This is a genomic window from Tsuneonella sediminis, assembly GCF_051912845.1.
Taxonomy (GTDB): Bacteria; Pseudomonadota; Alphaproteobacteria; order Sphingomonadales; family Sphingomonadaceae; genus Tsuneonella; species Tsuneonella sediminis.
The window spans coordinates 1,285,001-1,304,361 of record NZ_JBNCBU010000001.1; the positions used below are offsets into that span (position 1 = coordinate 1,285,001).

The 19,361-nt window shown below is 68.4% G+C and carries 21 protein-coding genes (1 of these 21 cut by a window edge); 12 read left to right on the top strand and 9 right to left on the bottom strand.

From position 1 onward, the window contains the following. From ACPV3N_RS06560 to ACPV3N_RS06575, 4 genes are all read left to right on the top strand, one after another. On the top strand, window positions 1-107 hold the 3' portion of the coding sequence (locus ACPV3N_RS06560) for a lipopolysaccharide biosynthesis protein (RefSeq protein ID WP_440115896.1). 1,384 nt of this gene lie to the left of the window's left edge; 107 of the gene's 1,491 nt are visible here — the last part of the coding sequence; its start codon lies off the left edge, out of view; it ends in the stop codon at window positions 105-107. Window positions 108-177: 70 nt separating this feature from the next. Beyond that, the gene (locus ACPV3N_RS06565) at window positions 178-1,164 is read left to right on the top strand and encodes a retropepsin-like aspartic protease (RefSeq protein ID WP_440115898.1); all 987 of its coding nucleotides are present in this window, start codon (window positions 178-180) and stop codon (window positions 1,162-1,164) included. A 69-nt stretch (window positions 1,165-1,233) separates the two neighbouring features. Next, window positions 1,234-3,051 (top strand): ABCB family ABC transporter ATP-binding protein/permease, encoded by a 1,818-nt coding sequence (locus ACPV3N_RS06570; protein WP_440115900.1) that lies wholly within the window; start codon window positions 1,234-1,236, stop codon window positions 3,049-3,051. An 83-nt stretch (window positions 3,052-3,134) separates the two neighbouring features. Further along, the gene (locus tag ACPV3N_RS06575) at window positions 3,135-4,628 is read left to right on the top strand and encodes a SulP family inorganic anion transporter (protein ID WP_440115902.1); all 1,494 of its coding nucleotides are present in this window, start codon (window positions 3,135-3,137) and stop codon (window positions 4,626-4,628) included. A gap of 21 nt (window positions 4,629-4,649) precedes the next feature. Here ACPV3N_RS06575 and ACPV3N_RS06580 read toward each other — a convergent pair whose 3' ends face one another. The 4 genes from ACPV3N_RS06580 to ACPV3N_RS06595 all read right to left on the bottom strand — a co-directional run bounded on the left by ACPV3N_RS06580 (window position 4,650) and on the right by ACPV3N_RS06595 (window position 9,981). After that, window positions 4,650-7,472 carry a M16 family metallopeptidase gene (locus ACPV3N_RS06580; protein WP_440115904.1) on the bottom strand — a complete coding sequence of 941 codons (2,823 nt, stop codon included), beginning with the start codon at window positions 7,470-7,472 and terminating at the stop codon, window positions 4,650-4,652. 123 nt (window positions 7,473-7,595) lie between these two features. Then, entirely contained in the window at window positions 7,596-8,894 is a 1,299-nt protein-coding gene (gene hslU / locus ACPV3N_RS06585; RefSeq protein ID WP_440115905.1) for an ATP-dependent protease ATPase subunit HslU, read from the bottom strand. A gap of 5 nt (window positions 8,895-8,899) precedes the next feature. Then, window positions 8,900-9,460 carry an ATP-dependent protease subunit HslV gene (gene hslV / locus ACPV3N_RS06590; RefSeq protein ID WP_440115907.1) on the bottom strand — a complete coding sequence of 187 codons (561 nt, stop codon included), beginning with the start codon at window positions 9,458-9,460 and terminating at the stop codon, window positions 8,900-8,902. Window positions 9,461-9,498: 38 nt separating this feature from the next. Further along, entirely contained in the window at window positions 9,499-9,981 is a 483-nt protein-coding gene (locus ACPV3N_RS06595; RefSeq protein WP_440117460.1) for an outer membrane protein assembly factor BamE, read from the bottom strand. Window positions 9,982-10,115: 134 nt separating this feature from the next. Between ACPV3N_RS06595 and ACPV3N_RS06600 the strand changes: the two genes are divergently transcribed. After that, window positions 10,116-10,631 (top strand): ubiquinol-cytochrome C chaperone family protein, encoded by a 516-nt coding sequence (locus ACPV3N_RS06600; protein ID WP_440115909.1) that lies wholly within the window; start codon window positions 10,116-10,118, stop codon window positions 10,629-10,631. Next, complete coding sequence (locus tag ACPV3N_RS06605) at window positions 10,628-11,149, top strand: YceD family protein (protein WP_440115911.1); 522 nt, start codon at window positions 10,628-10,630, stop codon at window positions 11,147-11,149. The genes ACPV3N_RS06600 and ACPV3N_RS06605 overlap by 4 nt, the downstream gene beginning before the upstream one ends. Window positions 11,150-11,164: 15 nt before the next feature. Here the strand turns inward: ACPV3N_RS06605 and ssb are convergent, their stop codons facing one another. The 5 genes from ssb to ACPV3N_RS06630 form a co-directional block, all read right to left on the bottom strand. Further along, window positions 11,165-11,695 (bottom strand): single-stranded DNA-binding protein, encoded by a 531-nt coding sequence (gene ssb, locus ACPV3N_RS06610; RefSeq protein WP_440115913.1) that lies wholly within the window; start codon window positions 11,693-11,695, stop codon window positions 11,165-11,167. A gap of 136 nt (window positions 11,696-11,831) precedes the next feature. Beyond that, a complete protein-coding gene (gene feoB / locus ACPV3N_RS06615; protein ID WP_440115915.1) occupies window positions 11,832-13,685 on the bottom strand; it encodes a ferrous iron transporter B in 1,854 nt (617 codons plus the stop codon). 13 nt (window positions 13,686-13,698) lie between these two features. After that, the gene (locus ACPV3N_RS06620) at window positions 13,699-13,938 is read right to left on the bottom strand and encodes a FeoA family protein (RefSeq protein ID WP_440115917.1); all 240 of its coding nucleotides are present in this window, start codon (window positions 13,936-13,938) and stop codon (window positions 13,699-13,701) included. A gap of 54 nt (window positions 13,939-13,992) precedes the next feature. Further along, window positions 13,993-14,655, bottom strand: a complete 663-nt coding sequence (locus ACPV3N_RS06625; protein ID WP_440115919.1) for a COQ9 family protein — start codon at window positions 14,653-14,655, stop codon at window positions 13,993-13,995. Window positions 14,656-14,657: 2 nt separating this feature from the next. Then, window positions 14,658-15,278, bottom strand: a complete 621-nt coding sequence (locus ACPV3N_RS06630; RefSeq protein WP_440115921.1) for an ankyrin repeat domain-containing protein — start codon at window positions 15,276-15,278, stop codon at window positions 14,658-14,660. 71 nt (window positions 15,279-15,349) lie between these two features. Here ACPV3N_RS06630 and ACPV3N_RS06635 point away from each other — a divergent pair, with 71 nt between their 5' ends. The 6 genes from ACPV3N_RS06635 to ACPV3N_RS06660 are packed head-to-tail and all read left to right on the top strand — an operon-like array spanning window position 15,350 to window position 19,354. After that, window positions 15,350-15,943: an SCO family protein gene (locus ACPV3N_RS06635; protein WP_440115923.1), complete on the top strand. Its 594-nt coding sequence runs from the start codon at window positions 15,350-15,352 to the stop codon at window positions 15,941-15,943. A 1-nt stretch (window position 15,944) separates the two neighbouring features. Beyond that, window positions 15,945-16,403, top strand: a complete 459-nt coding sequence (locus ACPV3N_RS06640; protein ID WP_440115925.1) for a YcgN family cysteine cluster protein — start codon at window positions 15,945-15,947, stop codon at window positions 16,401-16,403. Further along, window positions 16,400-17,122: a M48 family metallopeptidase gene (locus tag ACPV3N_RS06645; RefSeq protein ID WP_440115927.1), complete on the top strand. Its 723-nt coding sequence runs from the start codon at window positions 16,400-16,402 to the stop codon at window positions 17,120-17,122. Before ACPV3N_RS06640 ends, ACPV3N_RS06645 begins: the two co-directional genes overlap by 4 nt. 50 nt (window positions 17,123-17,172) lie before the next feature. Continuing rightward, complete coding sequence (locus ACPV3N_RS06650) at window positions 17,173-17,763, top strand: hypothetical protein (protein WP_440115929.1); 591 nt, start codon at window positions 17,173-17,175, stop codon at window positions 17,761-17,763. Then, window positions 17,726-18,727 carry a bifunctional diaminohydroxyphosphoribosylaminopyrimidine deaminase/5-amino-6-(5-phosphoribosylamino)uracil reductase RibD gene (gene ribD, locus ACPV3N_RS06655; protein ID WP_440115931.1) on the top strand — a complete coding sequence of 334 codons (1,002 nt, stop codon included), beginning with the start codon at window positions 17,726-17,728 and terminating at the stop codon, window positions 18,725-18,727. Before ACPV3N_RS06650 ends, ribD begins: the two co-directional genes overlap by 38 nt. Window positions 18,728-18,736: 9 nt before the next feature. Further along, window positions 18,737-19,354, top strand: coding sequence for a riboflavin synthase (locus ACPV3N_RS06660; protein ID WP_440115933.1), 618 nt, complete (start codon window positions 18,737-18,739; stop codon window positions 19,352-19,354). The last annotated feature ends 7 nt before the right edge of the window (window positions 19,355-19,361 follow it).

Consider the following 19,361-nt stretch of genomic DNA (forward strand, 5'->3'; position numbering starts at 1 on the left):
CCTCGACCGGCGCTGCAACCTATCTCGCCGTGCTGCTGATCTTCGCCCGCGAGATGGTCGGCGAGATCGTTGTATTCGTGACGCGGCGCGAGGTCGCCCCGGCCTGACCCCTTCGCCGCGATCCAATTGGCGCGCCGCGGGGAATGGTGGTATTCTCGGACGCGAGAGGAGCAGGTCATGGCACCCATGCCCGCCATCGCCGCAATCGCCGCGCTGACGCTCGCGGGCGCCGCCCCGCAATCGCCGGAGGAACCCGGCTATACCCTGGCCGACGCAGCCGCGTTTGCCGATCCGCTGGCAGATGTCGTCGATGCCGAGACCGACCGGTATCGCCGGATGACCGTGCCCGTGACGATCGAAGGCGAAGGTCCCTACAACTTCATGGTCGACACCGGTTCGCAAACCACTGTCGTCAGCCGGCGCCTCGGCGCGCGGCTCCGGTTGCCGTCTCTCGGCACCGCGACGGTCATCGGCATGGCGGGGTCCAAGGAGGTGGAACTGGTCCGCCTCGACGGGCTCGAGCTCGCATCCCGGATGTTCGACAACCTCGAGGTCCCCGTGCTCGAGGCCGAGCACATGGGCGCGGACGGGATCCTCGGCCTCGATTCGCTCCAGGACCTGCGCGTGGTCATCGATTTCCGGGCCGACAGCATAGCGGTCGACGATGCGCGCGCGCTCGGGGGCGATCGCGGTTACGAAATCGTCGTGCGGGCGCGCAACAAGAAGGGGCGCCTGATCATAACCGACGCCGAAATCGACGGTGTGCGCACCGCGGTGATCGTCGACACCGGATCGCAGGGCTCGATCGGCAATCTCGTGCTGCAGCGACGGCTGCGCGCGCGCAAGTTGCAGGAAGTCACCTCCACCGACGTGACCGGGGCCGAGATCGTCGGCCGGCTCGATGCGCCCCGCACGCTGCAGATTGGCGGCGCGGGCGAGCGAAACATGATGCTGGAGGGTCTTTACGTCCATTATGCCGATGCACCGGCCTTCGCCGCGCTCGGCCTGGCGGACCGGCCCGCGATGGTGCTCGGCGTCGAGGACCTGCGGATGTTCGACCGGATCGCGATCGACTTCGCCGAGCGGACGGTGCTCTTCGACCTGCCGAGCGGCTCGCGCCGTCCGCCGCCCGGCGAAGCGTCCGGTCGCTTCAAGCGACTCTAGCCCGGGCCCCGCCGCGTCGCCCTTCGGGGTCGCTTGCCTACGGCCGCCGCGCCGCCCACATGGGCCCCGATGCCGCCCGACCATACTCCCCACCCTCCGCCGGACTACGACGGCTGGGCCACGCTCAGGCGGTTCCTTCCCTACCTCTGGCCTGCCGGCCGGGCAGACCTGCGCGCGCGGATCGTCGGCGCGATGGTGCTGGTTCTGCTGGCCAAGTCGGTCGTGCTGGCGACCCCGCTGGCGATGAAGAAGGTCGTCGACACCATGGCTGCGCAGGGCGACCCGCTGGTGTGGGTCGCGCTGTCGTTCGCGATCGCCTACACTGCGGGACGCTTCCTGGGTGGAACGTTCGACCAGGTCCGCAACATCGTCTTCGAGCGCGTGGGCCAGGAAGCGACCCGCGTGCTCGCCGAAGACACCTTCGGCCGGCTGCACCAGCTTTCGCTGCGTTTCCACCTGTCGAGGCGCACCGGCGAAATCACGAAGACCATCGAGCGCGGCACCAAAAGCATCGATTCGATGCTCTATTTCCTGCTGTTCAACATCGCCCCGACGATCGTCGAGCTGCTCGCGGTAGGGATCATCTTCTACACGATGTTCGGGCTACCGCTGGTCGTCGCCACCGCCGCCACCGTGGTCGTCTACATCGCCGCGACGCGCTGGATAACCGAGTGGCGCACACACCTGCGCAGGAAGATGAACGACCTCGACGGCACCGCGCTGGCCCGCGCGGTCGATTCGCTGCTCAACTACGAGACGGTCAAGTTCTTCGGCGCGGAGGCGCGCGAGCGCGAGCGCTACGGAGAAGCGGCCCGCTCGTATGCGAAGGCCGCAATCAAGTCGGAGAATTCGCTCGGCGTTCTCAACATCGTCCAGGCGCTGATCATGAACGCGCTGATGCTGTTCGCGCTGGGCTTCTCGGTCTGGCAGTGGAGCAAGGGCCGCCTGACCGTGGGCGACCTCGTCGCGGTGCAGACCTATCTCACCCAGCTGTTCCGCCCGCTCGACATGCTCGGCTTCGTCTATCGCACGATCCGCCAGGGGCTGATCGACATGGCGGCGATGTTCAGGCTGATCGACACCGAGGTCGAGATCGCCGACGCACCCGGTGCCCCCGCGCTGATGATCGCCAGGCCGGTGGTGACCTTCGACGAGGTCGTGTTCGGTTACGAACCCGACCGCACGATCCTTCACGGTCTGTCGTTCGAGGTGCCCGCGGGGGCCCATTACGCGATCGTCGGCCCCTCGGGCGCGGGCAAGAGCACGATCGCCCGGCTGCTGTTCCGTTTCTACGATCCCTGGTCGGGCCGGATCCTGATCGACGGTGAGGACATCCGCACGGTGACGCAGGACAGCGTGCGTGCCGCGATTGGCATCGTCCCGCAGGACAGCGTGCTGTTCAACGACACGATCGGGTACAACATCGCCTATGGCCGCGACGGGGCAACCCGCGACGATGTCGTGCAGGCCGCGCGCGGAGCGGCAATCCTGCCTTTCGTCGAGAGCCTGCCGCTCGGCTTCGACACCGAGGTCGGCGAGCGCGGCCTCAAGCTGTCCGGCGGTGAAAAGCAGCGCGTCGCGATCGCGCGCACGCTGGTGAAGGACCCGCCCATTCTGTTGCTGGACGAGGCGACCAGCGCGCTCGATTCGCGAACCGAGCAGGATATCCTGGCGACGCTGCACAAGGTCAGCGAGCACCGGACGTCGATTTCGATCGCGCACCGCTTGTCGACGGTCGCCGATGCGGATCGCATCCTCGTGCTCGATAGCGGGCGTCTGGCCGAAAGCGGCCGGCACGGTGAACTCCTGCGCTTGGACGGGCTCTACGCCGATATGTGGGCGCGCCAGCAGGACGAGAGCGAGCAACTGGGCGAAGCGGCCGAATAGACCCGCCGGTTGCGCTGCACTGCACAATAGTGCACTGCCCCCCGCTTCCCCCCTGCTCGCACGAGCGGCTTTCGGACATCGCCATGCCTTCATTCGACGCGCTCCGGCGCGACTGGTTCGCCAATCCGCGCGCCGACATCCTGGCGGGGATCGTCGTCGCGCTCGCGCTCGTGCCCGAAGCGATCGGCTTCTCGCTGATCGCCGGGGTCGATCCGCGCGTCGGGCTTTACGCCTCGGTCGCCATCGCGATGGTGATTGCCTTCACGGGTGGGCGGCCGGGCATGATCTCGGCGGCCACCGCAGCGGTGGCCGTCCTCGTCGGGCCGCTGGTGCGCGAGCACGGGGTCGAATACCTGTTCGCCGCCACGATCCTGATGGGCGTGCTTCAGGCGATCGCCGCGCTGCTGCGGCTGGACCTCCTCATGCAGTTCGTCAGCCGTTCAGTCATCACGGGCTTCGTCAACGCGCTGGCGATCCTGATCTTCATGGCGCAGTTGCCGCAACTCGTGAACGTCGGATGGCAGACCTACGCGATGGTCGCCGCGGGGCTAGCGATCATCTATCTTCTCCCGCGCCTGACCACGGCCGTGCCGTCCCCTCTCGTTGCGATCGCGGTGCTCACCGCAGTAGCGCTGTGGAGCAACGCGCCGGTCAACACCGTGGGCGACATGGGCGAACTGCCCGGCGGGCTGCCGTTCTTCGCCCTGCCCGACGTGCCGCTGACGATCGAGACGCTGCGGATCATCGCGCCCTTCTCGCTCGCGATGGCGGCGGTGGGCCTGCTCGAATCGCTGCTGACCGCGCAGATCGTCGACGACATGACCCATACCGACAGCGACAAGCGCCGCGAGTGCGCGGGCCAGGGCAGCGCCAACGTCGTCGCCGCGCTGTTCGGCGGCATGGGCGGCTGCGCGATGATCGGCCAGTCGGTGATCAACATCACTTCCGGCGGGCGCGGGCGGCTGTCGACATTTACCGCAGGCGCGGTCCTGCTCGGCGCGCTGACGCTCGCGGGCACGCTGCTCGGCCAGATTCCGATGCCCGCGCTCGTCGCGGTGATGATCATGGTTTCGATCGGCACCTTCAGCTGGAACTCGATCCCGAACCTGCGGCGTCACCCGTGGCAGTCGTCGGTGGTCATGCTGGCGACGGTGGCGACCGTCGTCGGCACTCACGACCTCTCGATAGGCGTGCTGACGGGCGTGCTGCTTTCGGGGATCTTCTTCGCCGGAAAGGTGCGCACGATGTTCGGCGTCGAACGGGTTCGCGACGGCGAGACGGCGACATATCACGTGCGCGGACAGATCTTCTTCGCCTCGGTCGACCGGTTCTCCCGCGCGTTCGGGCGCGAGAGCCTGCGGCCCGATCCCGCCGACCATGTGGTGATCGACGTCACCCGCGCGCACTTCTGGGACATTTCGGGCGTCGCCGTACTCGACAAGGTGGTCGAACGGATGCGCCGCAACGGGCGCAGCGTGCAGGTCGTCGGCCTCAACGAGGCGAGCGCGGATCTGGTCGACCGGTTCGCCCTGACCGACAAGACCGGCGTCGAGACGGGGCTCGCGCCCCACGCCTGAGGACGGGCCGCGCCCTGCGCGTCAGCCGCCCGCCGCCACCGCCCCGTCGAGATCGAGGTCCGCAGCCTTGATAACCGTCAGGTCGGGACGCAGCTTCCTGAGTTCGTCGAGAAACTCGGCCGCGTTACCGACAACAACGACCGACGCCTTCTGCGCCGGCAGCAAGGCCTTCGCCACCGCCTGCGCGGCGGCGGGCGTGACCGCGCCAAGCCGCTGGGCAATCATGCCCGATTCGGTCGGCGCGATGCCCTGCAGCATGAGGTTGGCGACGATGCCGTTGAACCCGGCGCTGGTCTCGAGCGAGCGCTGGACGCTGCCGCCGAGGTAAAGGCGGCGCTTCTCGACCGCGTCCGCCTCGAGCGGTTCGGTACCCAGCCGGTCGAACTGGTCGAGCATGACCCCGACCACCTCGTCGGCCGTATCGTTCTTGGTCTGCGCGCTGGCGGTCAGAAGCGCGGTGTCGGCGGTTGCGCCAAAACCGCTGTACGCCCCGTAGCTCAGCCCGCGCTTGGTGCGAATCTCCTCGAACAGGCGCCCGTTCGATCCCGACCCGAGCACCGCGTTCGCGATCTGCAGCGACCAGTACCGGTCGCTGCCACGCGACACGACCCTCGTGCCCACGACCACGGCCGCCTGTCCTGCATCGGGCATGTCGATGACCACGGTGCGCGCCGGCTGGTCCGCACCGGCCGGGTTGGTGATCGGCGGGGGGGCCGGGACAGTGCTCGTCCAGTCGCCAAACAGGGCGTCGGTTACCGTCTTTGCCTCCTCGGACGAAATCCCGCCGCTGACGACGATCTTGGCATTTGCGGGGTGCCAGTGCGCCTCGCGCCAGGCAACGAGATCGCCCGGACCGATCGCGGGCAGCGAGTTCACGGTGGGAATGCTGCCGTAAGGCGCATCGCCATACAGCAGGCGGGTCGTCACCATCCCGGCGAGCGAGCCGGGGTCCTTCATTGCCACCGCGAGGCTGTCGATGGCGCGCTTGCGCTCAAGGTCGACTTCCTTGTCCGGGAAGCTGGCGTTGCGCACGACGTCGGCAAGGACCTTGCCCGCCGCGGCAAGGTTGGCGGTCGGCGCGGTCAGGCTGACGAAGTTGCCGTCGTTGGCGGTGCCCACGCCGAGCGAGGCACCAAGGCTTTCGAGTTCCTCCGCGATCCGGGCCGCGCTGCGTGTCGGGGTTCCCTTGTCGGCAACCGAAGCGGCCAGCGATGCAAGCCCGGCCTTCCCTGCCGGGTCGCTTGCGCTTCCGCCCGGCAGGACCAGCGTGATCGTCGCGATGGGGACATCGCCCGTCCGTGCCGACACCAGCGGAATGCCGTTGGCGAGCCGGTCCTCGACCAGCTCAGCCATCGCGACCTGGGGCTTCGCGCCAGGTGCGGGCGGTTCCTGGCGGGCGCCTTCATCCTTGAGCCGCGCCGGTTCACCGGTCGCCGGAGGGACGCTGGCGAAAGTCGGCATCGGGACCGGATTGGCATAGCTCGCCGGGTTGTCCTCTCCCGCTTCATAGCGCCAGGCGACTACGGCTTCGGGTTTGAGCCAGGTGCGGGCGACGCGCTGCACGTCGGCGGCGGTGACCCTGCCGATCCGCTCGAGCCGGACGTCGGCTGCGCGCGGGTCGCCGGTCGAAACGAGAGCCTCCCCCAGTTCGAAGGCGCGCCCGCGTACCGTCTCGCGTCGCCGCAGCGCGCTGGCGAAAAGGGTGTTCTTCGCTTCGGCAAGCTCGGCCCCGCTCACGGGCGCGTCGCGTACGGCGGCGATCTGCTTTGCCAGGATCTCTGCCACCTCGGCCTTGTCGGCAGCCGGGTTGAGGACCGCGAAGGCGGCGAGGTATCCGCCCTCCTCGTTAGTCCCGAGCGCCTCGCTTACGCTTACCGCCTTGCCCGTGCGCACCAGCGCCTCGTAGAGGCGGCTGTTGTCGCCGGACGACAGGACGGTATCGAGAACCTCGAGCGCGGGCACGTCGGGATGGTCTACGGGGGGCATCTTCCACAATAGGCCGGTGACCGGCAGCGGCACGTTGGGGGCGGTCGCGACGACGGTTCGCGGGCTCGTGCGCTGGGGCTCCCTCGTGGTGATCTCCAGCGGCACGGGATTCGCCCGCTGCGGAATGGCGGCGAAATATTCGTCTACCAGCGTGCGCAGGCGAGCCACGTCGAAGTTGCCCGCGACGATGAGGGTTGCCGTGTCGGGTCCATAATACGCCTGGTGAAAGGCGCGCGCGTCGTCGAGCGTTGCCGAATTGAGCTGCTCGAGGCTGCCGATGCCCGGCCGCCGGTTGGGCAGCACGTCATAGGCGTTTTCCGCGATGACCATGCGGATTCGCCCATAGGGCGGCGCCATGATCCGCTGGCGCAGCTCCTCCTTTACGATCGAGCGCTCGTTCTCGAACACCTCGGCGTCGACCACCGGACGCGCCATGCGCTCGGCGTGGGTCCACAGCATCGTCTCGAGGTACTCGGCGGGGACGGTCTCGTAGTAGTTGGTGCGGTCGTCCCCGGTCGACGCATTGCGCTGACCCCCGACGTCCTCGGTCAGCCGGTTGATCATGTTGTAGGGCATGTTCTCGGTCTTGCGGCTGAGGATATGCTCGAACAGATGGGCAAACCCGCTGCGTCCTTCCGGGTCGTGCTTCGAGCCGACCTCGTACCAGACCGACGTGGTGACCGATGCGGTCGTGGGATCGGGCAGGGCTATCACCCGCAGGCCATTGCCCAGCGTCCACTCGGTGAACTCTATCGGGGGAGCCACGATCGCGGCGGGCGCGGGATCGGCCGCGGCCGCGGGCATGGTGCCGACGAGCGCGCCGAACGCGGCCCCAGCGGCCAGAAAAGAACGATACATTGCGGCGACCTCCCTCAAACCCTCACGAAGGATAAGGGTAGCCCAGTCTTTCGCCGGGTTTCAACCACTTCGCCCGACGAGGAGCCGGTCGCTCACTGCGAGCGACGCGGCCCGCCCCGATGATCAGAGGATATATTTCGAAAGATCGCTGTCGCCGGCGAGGTCGGCAAGCCGGTCTCGCACGTAGTCCGCGTCGATCGTCACCGTCTCTCCCTGATGATCTTCGGCCTCGAAGCTCAGGTCCTCGAGGAGTTTTTCCATCACGGTCTGCAGGCGGCGAGCGCCGATGTTCTCGACGCTTTCGTTCACCTGCGCGGCAATCCGGGCGATCTCGGCGATTGCCTCGGAGTCGATCTCGACGGTAACCTTCTCGGTACCGAGCAGCGCCTTGTACTGCGTAACGAGGTTCGCCCGCGTCTCGGTCAGGATGCGCACGAAGTCCTCTTCGGTGAGCGCGCGCAGCTCGACCCGGATCGGCAAGCGACCCTGCAGTTCGGGCAGCATGTCGCTCGGCTTGGCGAGGTGGAACGCGCCGCTGCCGATGAACAGCACGTGGTCGGTCTTCATCGGCCCGTACTTGGTGCTGACGGTGGTACCCTCGATCAGCGGCAGGAGATCGCGCTGGACGCCCTCGCGGCTGACCGATCCGCCGCGCACGTCTGAAACGGCGATCTTGTCGATCTCGTCGAGGAAGACGATGCCGTTGGTTTCGGCGTTGGCGAGCGCGACGCGGGCGACGTCGTCCTGGTCCATGCGCCTTTCGGCTTCCTCGTCGACCAGCTTGTCCCATGCGTCGGGGACCTTGAGCTTGCGGCGCTTGAGGGGAGTCTTGCCCATTGCCTTCGACATCATGTCGGACAGGTTGATCATGCCGACGTTGCCGCCCATCCCGCCCAGATCGAACGGCATGGCGGGGGCTTCCTCGACCTCGATCTCGACCTCGGTGTCGTTCATCGAGTTGTCGACGATGCGCTGGCGAAACGCCTCGCGGGTCGCCTCGCTCGCGTTCTCGCCGACGAGCGCCTTGAGCAAACGATCCATCGCTGCCTTGCTGGCCGCCTCGCGCACCGCCTCGCGGCGGCGGTCCTTCTCGAGCCGGATCGCCTCTTCGACGAGGTCGCGGGCGATCTGTTCGACGTCCCGTCCGACATAGCCGACCTCGGTGAACTTGGTCGCCTCGACCTTGACGAACGGCGCCTCGGCAAGTCTGGCAAGCCGCCGGCTGATCTCGGTCTTGCCGCAGCCGGTGGGGCCGATCATCAGGATGTTCTTGGGCGTCACCTCGTCGCGCAGCTCGGGACCGAGCTGCTGGCGCCGCCAGCGATTGCGCAGCGCCACGGCGACCGCGCGCTTGGCTTCCTTCTGGCCGACGATGTGCTCGTCGAGCGCCGCGACGATGGCTTTGGGGGTCAGCTTTTCCATGGGTCTCAGACGGTTTCCAGGGTGACCTGGTCGTTGGTGAACACGCAGACCTCGGCCGCAACCGCCATGGCGCGGCGGGCGATCTTTTCCGGGTCGCTCTCGTAGTCGGACAAGGCTCGGGCGGCGGCGAGCGCGTAATTTCCGCCCGATCCGATCGCGGCGATGCCGCCCTCGGGCTCGAGCACGTCGCCGTTCCCGGTGAGGACGAGCAACGCGTCCTTGTCGGCGACGATCATCAACGCCTCGAGGTTGCGCAGGTACTTGTCGGTCCGCCAGTCCTTCGCAAGCTCGACCGCGGCGCGCATCAGCTGGCCGGAATACTGCTCGAGCTTCTTTTCCAGCCGCTCGAACAGGGTGAACGCGTCGGCGGTCGCGCCCGCGAAACCGGCGACCACGGCGCCGTCCTTGCCGATCCGGCGGACCTTCTTCGCATTGGGCTTCATCACGGTGTTGCCCATCGAGACCTGCCCGTCACCCGCGACGACGGTCCTGTCGCCACGCCTGACGCCGATGATGGTGGTGCCGTGCCACGGGGTCAGACCGTGCGCCGAATGTCTCTCGTCCATGCCGCGCGATATGGGGCGCGGCGATTGAGGGTCAAGCGTCAGCGGCCGCCCGGTCCGCCCGGACCCTGGGCACCGGGCGCGCCGACGGCTCCGATGTTCCCGAACAGGTCCTCGAAGAAGCCGCGCTCGCGCCCGAGCGTCGGGGTCTTGTCTCCGTCGGGGGTGAGGTAGACCACCTTGTCGACCCCGCTGCGTTCGACCGAGGCGACGTTGCCCGCGGAGTCGAATTCGATCGCGAGAACCGAGTGCGCCCCGATACGCGGGCGAACGAACGGCTTGCGCTCGTTCACGCTCGACACGTAGTACCAGGTCGGGTCCCCGAACTGGCTCTCGAAGCTGGGATGGCCGAGCGCCGCCTGGACCGACTGCTTGTTGTCGACACCCACCGCGATCGAGTTCGTCAGCGCCTGGTCGACGATGAAACCGCGGTTCTCCCTGATCGAGGAGCAGCCGCCCGCCGCCAGCGTCGCCGCCGCCAGAAGTCCTGCGCCCAGGAACCGGCCGAAGCCTCGGAAAGCCATCATCGACAAAGCCTTTTCGTTTCGTATTCGTGGTGCGCCTTAGGCAAGCGCGCGGGCGCTGGCAATCGCACGTGGCCCTGCCGCCTGTACGTGCCCGCTTGAATTGCCGCTGAATGCACGCGACATGGGCCCGTATGAGCCTTCTCCAGCGCCTTTTCGCCACGAAACCCGATCCGCGCGAGCGGCTCCGCCCGCTGTGGCACGCGGTCGTCGCCGAAGCGCGGCGGCCGGCGTGGTACGCAGAGGGGGGAGTTGCCGATACCGTGGCGGGCCGCTTCGACATGGTCTGCGCAGTACTCGCCGCGGTGCTGTTGCGGATAGAGCGCGACGGGCGGCTGGGCGACGAGTCGGTGCTCCTCACCGAGCTGTTCGTTCACGACATGGACGGGCAGCTGCGCGAGTTCGGCGTCGGCGACGTGGTCGTGGGCAAGCACGTCGGCAAGCTCGTGGGCGCCATGGGCGGGCGGCTTGGCGCCTATCGCGAGGGGCTCTCGGGCGACGAGGGCGCGCTGGCGCATTCGGTCGATCGCAACGTCAGTTTCGGCGAAAGGGGGAACCCGGCGTTAGTGGCGGCGGAGCTGCGCGCTCTCGCGGATCGTCTCGCCCGCACGCCGGACGACGCGTTGCTGGCAGGCGAAATCGCGCCGTGAACGGATCCGAGCTGTCGCGCATCGTCAAGTTGCGTCCGCAACCGCCCGAGCGGATCACGGTGACCGCGGACGAGGCTGAGCGGGCTGCCCTTGCCGAGCGTTTCGCCGTCCCCGAAATCCGCGCGCTGGCGGCCGAGGTCAATCTCGTCGCGGAAGGCAGCACCCTGGTTGCGAAGGGATGGCTCGCCGCCGACCTCGTTCAGGCCTGCGCGGTTTCGGGCGATCATTTCGCGGTGCGGATCGACGAGGCGATCGACCTGCTGTTCGTAGCCGAAGGATCGCTTCCTTCCGGCGAAGAAGAGGACGTCGAACTCGATTCGAGCGGACCCGACGAGATCGAGTACCAGGGAGAGACGATCGACTTGGGCGAGGCGGTGGCGCAGACCCTTGGCCTTGCGATCGACCCCTACGCAGTCGGGCCCGACGCCGACCGGGCGCGCCGCGAATCCGGGATCACCGACGACGGCGCCCCCCGCGGGCCGCTCGCCGAGACGCTTGCAAGACTTTCGAAGGACTGAGTCCCCGCTGCGCGGTCAGAACGGGATGTCGTCGTCGAGATCGTCGTAGTTCGACCCGCCGCCGCCCGCTGCGCCGCCGCCGAAGCCGCCTCCCTGGGAAGCCCCGCCGCCGCCGCCGGAGGAACCGCCGCGGTTCCAGTCGCCGCCCCCGCCGCCGCCGCCGCCGCCGCCGCCACGCTGACCGCCGCCGCCCGGGGCGCCGTCAAGCATCGTGAGCGTGCCGTCGAAGCCGCTCAACACGACTTCGGTCGAATAGCGGTCGTTGCCCGACTGGTCCTGCCACTTGCGGGTTTGCAGCTTGCCCTCGACGTAGACCTTGCTGCCCTTGCGCAGGTAGTTTTCGCACACGTTGACGAGACCTTCGGAGAAGATCGCGACGGTGTGCCACTCGGTCTTTTCCTTGCGCTCGCCCGTCTGCCGGTCCTTCCAGTTTTCCGAGGTAGCGATGCGCAGGTTGCAGACCTTGCCGCCGTTCTGGAAGCTGCGCACTTCGGGGTCGGCCCCGAGATTGCCGATCAGCATGACCTTGTTGAGGCTGCCCGCCATTTTCCTGCATCCCTTCGCTGGATCGGCGGCGCTGCGCGCCCCGATGGGTGATTCTGGAAGGTGGAGATAGGCTGCCGCCGTGCCGGCCTCAACCGGCACGAAAGCAATTATGCCCGGGACCTGCCCCAAACCCCGCTCAAAGTCCCAATGCGACCGCGCTCCAGTACGTCAGCCCGGCAAAAACATAGGCCAGCGAGAAGAGGTAGGCGAGCATGAACGCCGGCCATTTCCAACCGTTCGTCTCGCGCCTGGTCACCGCGATGGTCGAAAGGCACTGCGGTGCGAACACGAACCATGCGAGGAAGGCGAGCGCGGTCGGCAGGCTCCAGCGGTTCGAAAGCTGGCTGGCGAGGCCCGCGGCGGCGGCCTCCTCGTCGGGCGCGTCGACGGCATATGTTGTCGCAAGGCTCGCAACAGCGACCTCGCGCGCGGCCATCGCCGGAATCAGTGCCAGCGCGATCTCGCGGTTGAAGCCGATCGGTTCGACCACGACGGCGAGACCCCTGCTGATCTGCCCCGCCGCCGAGGCCTCGACCTGGCTTTCGCCCGGCGCGGCCCTGGGAAAGGTAAGCAGCAGCCAGAGCACAATGGTCACGGTGAAGATGATCGTGCCTGCCCGGCGCAGGAATACCCATGCCCGTTGCCAGAGGCCGATCAGGAGGTCCTTCGCGCGCGGCAACTGGTATCGCGGCAGTTCCATGATGAACCCGCTCGCGCCGCCCCTGGTGACCGTCCGGCGCAGGATCAGCGCGGCAGCCATAGCACCGAAGATACCCGCCACGTACAGGCCGAACAGCACGAGTCCCTGCAGGCCTACCCCCGGCCCCACGCTCGTCTGCGGGATGAATGCGGCGATGATCACGGCGTAGACCGGAAGGCGCGCACTGCACGTCATCAGCGGCGCGATCAGGATCGTCGTCAGCCGGTCGCGCGGATCAGCGATGCTGCGTGTCGCCATGATCCCGGGGATCGCGCAAGCGACACTCGACAGGAGCGGGATGAAACTGCGGCCCGACAGCCCGACCCCCTGCATCATGCGGTCCATCAGGTAGGCCGCGCGCGCCATGTAGCCGCTGGCCTCCATCGCCAGGATGAAGGCGAACAGGATCACGATCTGCGGCAGGAACACGACGACCGATCCGACGCCGGCCAGCACCCCCTCGGTTATCAGGTCACGCACGAACCCCGGGGGAAGCAGGGCTGAAACCTGTTCCGACAGGAGCACGACCAACGCCTCGAGCCCGTCGGCGAAAGGCGTTGCCCATGCAAAAACAGCCTGGAACACCACGAACAGCAGCGCGAACAGGATCGGCAGTCCCAGCCACGGGTGCAGCAGGACCTTGTCGAGGCCGGCATGCAGGCGGTGCTGCGCGGTTTCCGAGAGGATCGCGCCACGGGCGATATTGGCGGCCGCGAGGCGCCGCTCAGGCAAGGTGAGATGCGGTTGCGGATGATCGTGCCTGTCGCCCTCGGCACGCGCCTCCGCGCTCTCGATCGCGGCGACAAGATCCCCGAGCCCGCGGCGGCGGACCGCCACCGTCGGCACCACCGGGACACCCAGCGCCTGCGCGAGCGCGTTCGGGTCGAGGACCAGCCCGTCGCGCTCGGCCATGTCGATCATGTTGAGCGCGACCACCGTGGGCCGCCCCAGCTCGATGATTTCCTGGGCGAAGACGAGGTGCTGTTCGAGGTTGGCCGCGTCGAGCACCACGATCAGCACCTCGGGCGTCGCCTCGCCGGCGAACTCGCCGTGGACGACCTTGCGGGTAACCTCCTCGTCCGGGCTCGACGGATCGAACGAATAGGCGCCGGGAAGATCGACGAGTTCAACCGGTTCGCCGCCCGGCAGCACGAGCCGGCCGGCTTTCCGCTCGACGGTCACGCCGGGATAGTTGGCGATTTTCTGCCGGGCGCCCGTCAGCGCGTTGAACAGCGCGCTCTTGCCGGCATTGGGATTGCCGACGAGCGCCGCGGTGCGCAGCCTGCTCATACCGTGACCCGGTTCACAGAGGCTCGATCTCCATCGCCGCGGCGTGGACCCGGCGGACGGCGACGGTCATCCGCCCGATCGTCACCGCGAGCGGGTCGCGGCCCCACATGACGCCGCGGTGCGCGATGGCGACCTTGGCCCCGGCATCGAGCCCAAGCGCGCGGAGCCGCGCACCGTCCTCAGCCGGCAGCCGGCCCCAGTCGACAGCGACGATCAGCGCGCGCTTCCCGCGTTCGAGACCTTCCAGCGTCATCGATCCCTCCCCTAGGGATGCGGACGCTTTTTGCAACTGATTATCAATAGAGCCTCACCGAGCAGGGTAACGCAGGCGGCCGAGAAACCGGGTCAGGCTGAAGCGTTCGGCGCCGGGCCGCAGCAGGCGAGCCTTCGTCTTCTCGAACCGCAGGACGCCGTCAATCCGTCGGTCGAGGAAGGCCCGCGTGTCCGCCTTCCCCTCGCTCGCGTCGTCAACGAACACCGCGAGCGTGGCGGCATAGATCGAGGCCAGGATCGCCCGCTTGGTGTAGTGGTTGTAATCGGTCGCGGTATCGCCGGCGAGACGCCACATGGCGTCGGCGCTTGCCCAGCCGAGCTGTCCGGCACGCACGACGTTCTGAGGCATCGCCATGATCGCCAGCGCGCGCCGCAGCGCCTCCTCGCGCCCCGCGATCGCATCGAGTCGGGCCTGAACGAGGCTGCGTATCCGCTCGCGAATCTTCATGGCGGCGAGGTCGCCGGGAGACAGCGCGGCGAACATCGCCACGTCGATGCTGGCGATCCAAGCCGCGATCATGTCCATTGCGCCGCCGGGAAAGGCGAGGCGCGCGACATCGGAGTCGATTCCCTGCGCTTCGCTCGCCGATACCAGCGCGGCCTCGCTCCACCCGTCGAATACTGCGGCATCGGCCAGCGCCGGCGCGAGCGCGATGCGGAGCTCGTCGAGCGTGAGGTCGGCAGCGGGTGCGGTCACGATCAGCGACCGGGCCCGTACACGCCCTTGTCGGCACCCGATTCCTTGCGCTCCGCCTCGACCCGCTGGATTTCCTGCAGGACGCCGCCTGCCGAGCCCATCAGGGCCGCGTAGTCCCGCGCCGTTCGGCCGGAGTTGTCGGACTTGTCGGGATCGGCCCCGCTCTTGAGCAGGAGGCGGATGATCGGAATGTCTCGCCGGTGCACTGCCGAGATCAGAGGCGTTTCGCCGGCCGAATTGCTCACATCGACCCGCACCCCCGCCTTGAGCAGCCGGTCGACGCCCTCGACGAAGCCGAGGCCCGCGGCGAGCGCCAGCGGGGTGACCCCGTCGCGGTCGGCGATGTTGGGGTTTGCCCCCCTGTCGAGCAGGAATTTCAGCCACAACTCATCGCGGCGGCGCACCACGATGTGCAGCGCGGTCTCGCCACTGGTGATGTCGCGCGTGTTGACAATCGTCGTGCCCGGTTCGTTCAGGAACCTGGTCGCCTCGGTCCCGTCGCGCTCCTTCACGGCCTTGAGAAAGTTGTAGGAGTCGGAGAACTGCGCCGCGGCGGGCGCGGCCAGCATGCTGGCGAATGCGGCCAATGCCAGACCTGCCTTGCGGATAACCCCCGATCGCATCTTCCCTGTCTCCGTCGCAACCCTATCTTCAAGGGCATGAGAGGCCCTTGCCGCCCGCCGGTTAGCAGACCATGAACCGCGGCGCCATGCCCCGTTCCCTGATGATTCTGGCGCTCTTCGCCATCGCCGCCTGCCAGCCGGTTCCCGCCGAGCAGCCGCCGCTTGCCGGAGCCGCGATCGGCGGCGACTTCACGCTTGTCGACCAGACCGGGCAGACCCGCCGGTGGGCCGATTTCCGCGGCCGATACGCGGTGGTCTACTTCGGTTTCACCTACTGCCCGGACGTCTGCCCGACCGATGTCCAGCGCACAGCGCAGGGCCTGCGCCGGTTCGCCGAAGAACACCCCGAAGACGCCGCGAAAGTCAGGCAGATATTCATCAGCGTGGACCCCGAGCGGGACACGCCCGAGGTGGTCGGGGAATTCGCCTCGGCATTCGGCAAGGACATCGTCGGCCTGACCGGGACTCCCGAGCAGGTCGCAGCCGCCGCCAGGGCGTTCAAGGTCTATTACTCAAAGGGCGAGAGCGAGCGCCCCGGCACCTACATGGTCGACCATTCGACCGTCACCTACCTGTTCGGGCCGGACGGCGAGCCGCTGGCGACGCTGCCGACCGACCAGGGTGCCGACGCAGTTGCCGCCGAACTCGCCAAGTGGGTCCGGTGAGGTGAGGGACCGCTTCTGGGAGCTTCCCCTCGGCGACCTGTCGCGCGAGGAGTGGGAGGCGCTCTGCGACGGCTGCGGGCAATGCTGCCTGCACAAGCTGGAGGACGATGAGACCGGCGAGATCGCTCACACGAACGTTGCCTGCAAGCTGCTCGACACGCGCAGCGCGCGGTGCAGCGACTACCGCCACCGCAAGGCCTTCGTCCCCGATTGCCTGCGGCTCACCCCGCGACTGGTCGATCAGGTTTCCTGGCTGCCCGACAGCTGCGCCTATCGCTTGCGCGCAGCGGGCAAGCCGCTTGCCGAGTGGCACCACCTGATCTGCGGTGACCCGGCGGCGGTTCATCGCCGCGGCCCCGGGGTCGCCGGCCGGGTGGTCAGCGAGACCGATGCAGGCCCGCTCGAGCACCACATCGTCGAATGGATCGACGACGATGATGCGACCGGGGAAGCGGCGTGATCGACTGGCTCCGCCGCGAGGCGCCGCCGCCTGAGATCGAGATCGGCGGCCGCACCGTGCCGGTCACGATCCGTCGCAACGCACGGGCCCGCCGGCTTACCCTGCGGCTTGCCCCGGACGGCAGCGAGGTGCGGGTCACCCTCCCCGGCTGGTGCGCCAGTCGCGAGGCACTGGCCTTCGTCCACGCTCGGACCGGCTGGCTTGCGGAGCAGCTCGGCAAGGTGCCGGAGCGCCGCGCGCCCGAGCCCGGCGGATCGCTGCTCTATCGCGGGCGCGATCTCGTCATTGACTGGCGCGAGCGTTGCGGCCGTTCGCCCATCCTCGAACCCGGTCGCATCGTCGTTGGCGGACCTGCAGCCAACCTCGGGCCGCGGCTGCAGCGCTGGCTCGAGCGCGAGGCGCTGCGCCATCTGGGCCAGGACATCGATTTCTTCTCGGAACGCGCCGGCATCGCCAGGCCCGCGCTGCGGCTCAGCCGCGCTCAGCGACGCTGGGGTTCATGCTCGACGAGCGGGACGGTGCGGATCAACTGGCGGCTGATCCAGGCACCCGATGCGGTGCGCCGTTCGGTGGTCGCGCACGAGATCGCGCACTGCCTTCACTTCGACCACAGCCCGGCGTTCCATGCCGCGCTCGCCCGCATTTACGACGGCGACATCGCCGAGGCCGACGCCTGGATCAAGGCGCACGGGCGCACCTTGTACGCGGCGTTCGGCTGAGCCGCTCACTAGCGCCAGCGCCGATCTCGCCTTATCTGGGGGCGATGCGAATGATCCAGCGCCTCAACCCCGGTCCCGGCATCGCCGATTTCTGGACGGAGTTCAAACGGCCCAATCCCTATCGCTGGCCCGTGCTTGCCGCCTCGGCGCTGCTGACCGGCTCGCTCCTGTTCCTGCTCACCGACGACGCGGTCAGCCTGAACTGGCTGGTTGGAGCCGCGCTCGCGCTCGTCGGCGGCACCGCGCTCGCCGCGATGATCGCCGAGCACGTGAAGATCCGCCTCGGCGTGCTGCTGCTGGCCGCGATCGTCCCCGCCCTCGTCTTCTGGCAATTCGGGAAGGAACGCTGGCGCATTCCGCCTCCGCCGCCGGAGGTGACCTACATCTCGACCTTCGAGGCCGGCCGTACCGATGCCCAGATCGCGGCTTCGAACCGCGCCAACCAGGCCCGACAGGACCGGCTGCGGGCCGAGCAGGCGCGGCGCGAGGAGGAAGCGAAGGACGCCTATCGCGCATTGGGCCGGGCTTCGGGTCTCGACGTCGACGCGATGGAGCGCCGCATCGCCGAGCAGGAGGCACAAGAGCGCGCCGCGCGCCACGCCGATGGCCGGAACACCCCGGTTGCCCGCCCTGCCGAGTGACGCCGACTGGCTGGAGGCGGCCGCGCGCCTTGCTGCGCGTGGCAGGCCGCAGTCGCGCCCCAATCCGGCCGTCGGATGCGTCGTCGTCAAGGACGGCCGCGTGGCGGGGCGCGGCTGGACCTGCGAGGGCGGGCGGCCGCACGCCGAGGCGGTGGCGCTCGAGCAAGCGGGCAGCGCGGCAAGCGGCGCTGACGTCTACGTCACGCTCGAGCCCTGCGCCCACCAATCGGAGCGCGGGCCCTCTTGCGCCGCCCTGCTCGTCGCTGCCGCGCCCGCGCGCGTCGTGGTCGGGCACGCGGACCCCGATCCCCGCACAGCCGGCGAAGGCATCGCGCGCCTGCGCGCCGCGGGCATCGCGGTCACCATGCTCTCCCTGAACCAGGTCGACGAGAGCCTTGCCGGCTATCTCGTCCGTGCGCGACTTGGACGCCCGCACGTCACGCTCAAGCTCGCGATGTCGCTCGACGGCTGCGTCGCGCTGGCTAACGGCGAAAGCCGGTGGATCACCGGCGAGCCGGCCCGCGCGCACGTCCATGCCTCGCGCGCACGCGCCGATGCAATTCTCGTTGGCGGCGAAACCTGGCGGGCCGACCGGCCCCGGCTCGACGTGCGGCTGCCCGGCCTCGCGGCGCGCAGTCCGCAGCGCGTGCTGCTCAGCCGCGGCGTCGCGCCTGACGGAGTGAAGGTGATCAATTCGCTCGAAGGCATCGCCCGGCTCGAGGACGTGCAGTATCTCTACGTCGAGGGCGGCGCCGCTACAGCCTCCAGCTTCCTTGCTGCCGACCTCGTCGATCGGCTCGAGATCTACCGTGCACCGATCGTGATCGGCGGCGGGTTGCGGGCGGTGGGGGAAACCGGGCTCGACCAGCTCGCACAGGCGCATGGCCGGTGGACCCAGGTCGAGGATGTCCAGCTTGGCAGCGACCGCTTCACCGCCTATCGCCGGACCCGGCAAGGGGATTGAAAACAGACCATGTTCACCGGCATCGTCACCGCGATCGGAACCATCGAAAACGTCGAACAGCGGGGCGACCTGCGGGTGCGGATCGCGTGCCCGTGGGACCCCGAGCGGATCGCGATAGGTGCTTCGATTGCGTGCTCGGGGGTCTGCCTGACGGTGGTTGAGCGCGGCGGAGAGCCGGGAGACGCATGGTTCGCGGTCGATGTGTCCGCCGAGACGGTCAGTCGGACCGCCCGCGACATGTGGCGCAAAGGAGCGCGGATCAATCTGGAACCGTCGCTGCGCGTGGGCGACGAGCTGGGCGGGCATATCGTTTCGGGTCACGTCGACGCGGTCGGGACGGTGGCAGACTGGGAGCCCGAGGGCGATTCGATGCGGGTGACGATCGCCGCCCCGCAGGCCCTCGCCCCCTTCGTCGCCGCCAAGGGATCGATCACCGTCGACGGCGTGTCGCTGACGGTCAATTCGCTGAAGGACTATCCCGACGGCTCGGTGCGTTTCGGGCTCAACATCATCCCCCACACCGCCGAGGTGACGACGCTCGGCGAGCTCGCGCAGGGGAGCGAGGTCAATCTGGAGATCGATACGGTCGCCCGGTACCTCCAGCGACTGGAAGCATTGCGGCCCTGACGCGCCG